Source organism: Acidovorax sp. KPB24-07, assembly GCF_057543315.1.
In genome coordinates this window covers 1-1,826 of sequence record NZ_BAAJYS010000549.1, presented here as the reverse complement: position 1 = coordinate 1,826, position 1,826 = coordinate 1, and the positions used below count along the sequence as shown (strand labels likewise).

Annotated in this window: 3 protein-coding genes; all 3 read right to left on the bottom strand. The window is 68.1% G+C overall.

Translation table 11 applies throughout. The features are described from left to right. Positions 1-164 (bottom strand): SDR family NAD(P)-dependent oxidoreductase (locus AC27IQ_RS23695; RefSeq protein WP_487091024.1); only part of this gene is annotated, 164 nt, incomplete at its 3' end. A gap of 167 nt (positions 165-331) precedes the next feature. Further along, complete coding sequence (locus AC27IQ_RS23690) at positions 332-1,207, bottom strand: DMT family transporter (protein WP_487091023.1); 876 nt, start codon at positions 1,205-1,207, stop codon at positions 332-334. Positions 1,208-1,646: 439 nt separating this feature from the next. Beyond that, on the bottom strand, positions 1,647-1,826 hold a 180-nt coding region (locus AC27IQ_RS23685), incomplete at its 5' end, for a hypothetical protein (RefSeq protein WP_487091022.1).

The window sequence follows — 1,826 nt, the reverse complement described above, 5'->3', positions numbered from 1 at the left end:
GCCGCGGCCAGCAGCTGCGCCGCGGCCTGGTCCAGCGCCTCGGCGTTGCGGGCGTTGATCACCACGTTCACGCCCTCGCGCACCAGCGCCTCGGCGCAGCCATACCCCAATCCCTTGCTGGCGCCGCACACCAACGCCCATTTACCGGCAATACCCAGGTCCATAGTCTCCTTTCACGGCCGGTCGTCCGGCCCGTTGCGAATCACACCAAGAGGCACCGCACGCGCCCTGCTCCCGGTGCGCCAGCGATCAAAGGACCATGATACGAAGCGCGACGCGCCAGCGCCGGGCAAGGGGAATGCGCGGCGCCATGCACCGGCTCCGCAGGACGTCAGCGCGCGGGCTTGCGCGCCGCCATGCGGGTGAAGACGAAGATGCCCGTGAGCACCAGCGCCGTGCCCGACGCCACCCACAGCGTGAACGGCTCGTCCAGCAGCCACACCCCCATCAGGATCGTGGACAGGGGCCCCACCATGCCGGCCTGCGCGGCCAGGCCCGCGCCCACGCGCTCGATGGACATCATCACCAGCAGAACCGGCACCGCCGTGCACAGCGTGGCGTTCAGCAACGACAGCCACAGCACCTCGGGCGCCACCACCGCCGCGCCCAGCGGCCGCAGCACCGCGAACTGCAGCAGGCAGCACACGCACGCCACCGTGGTCGCCAGGCCCACCAGGCGCAGCGAGCCGATGCGCTTGACCATCTCGCCGCTGTACACCAGATAGACCGCATAGCTCACGGCCGACAGGAACACCAGCAGCACCCCCCAGGCCACGTACGCGCCCTGCAGGCCCGCCTCGTGCCCGAACACCAGCACCACGCCGCAGTAACTGATCGCCATGCCCAGCATCTGCCCCCAGCGGATGCTGCGGCGATACAGCACCCAGCCCAGCACCACCACCAGGGTGGGGTTGAGGTACAGGATCAGCCGCTCCAGGCTGGCGCTGATGTAGGCCAGCCCGGCGAAGTCGAGAAAGCTCGCCAAGTAGTAGCCCGTGAACCCCAGCCACGCCACGCCCGCCCAGTCGCGGCGCGTGAGCGGCGCCTTGCCCCGGCTGGCCCACCACGCCATGGCCGCGAAGATCGGCAGCGCGAACAGCATGCGGTACATGATGAGCGTGACCGCGTCCACGCCGTGGCGATAGGCCAGCTTGACGATGATGGCCTTGCCGCTGAAGGCGATGGCACCGACCAGGGCCAGGGCCATGCCGGCGGCCACACCGGCATTCGGCGTGGGCAAAGGCCCCGAGGGCTGCACTGGAACGGAAGCGGACGCTTCGACGGCAGAGGCCGTGGAGCGCGCGGTATCGGGGGGTGTGGACTGCTGCATGGATTCGGCGGGTTGGGCAGCCCGGTGCGTTGGCCGGGTGCGCATTCATTCAGTGTCGCACGCAGGCGACGGCACAGCCATCGGCCCTGTGCGCGGCCCGCCCCGCGATCGGCGATACCGGCGAAATCGCAGTGCTTTGCGGCGGCATTGCGGGCGGTGCGCGATGGCTCCGCGCAGCACCAAGATCATTTGCTTAACGGTTACGTCTTGCAACCCATCCATACAGCAACGTTGGGGGAGTAAAGTCATTTTTTTCGCCATAATCCGCCCCGTTCACGCAAGCCTCAGCGTGACTGAAAAACAAAGGGGGTCAGGGTCAATGGTCGATCTTCTGAAGGCGCCGCAGGAAGCCCTGCGGTCCGTGCTCGGGCGCAAGAATGCGCCGCAATATGCCACCCGCCTGTTCCAGTTGCGGGACATTCCATCGGTGATGCGCTCGCACTTGGGGTAGGCCGGCTGGCGCGGCGTTGATGGAGCGGTGGTTCAGCAGTGCGGC

What these genes read in the sequence shown, in the direction of transcription:
- AC27IQ_RS23690 (WP_487091023.1), bottom strand. Translation starts at nt 1,207, where the DNA reads ATGGCCCTGGCCCTGGTCGGTGCCATCGCCTTCAGCGGCAAGGCCATC.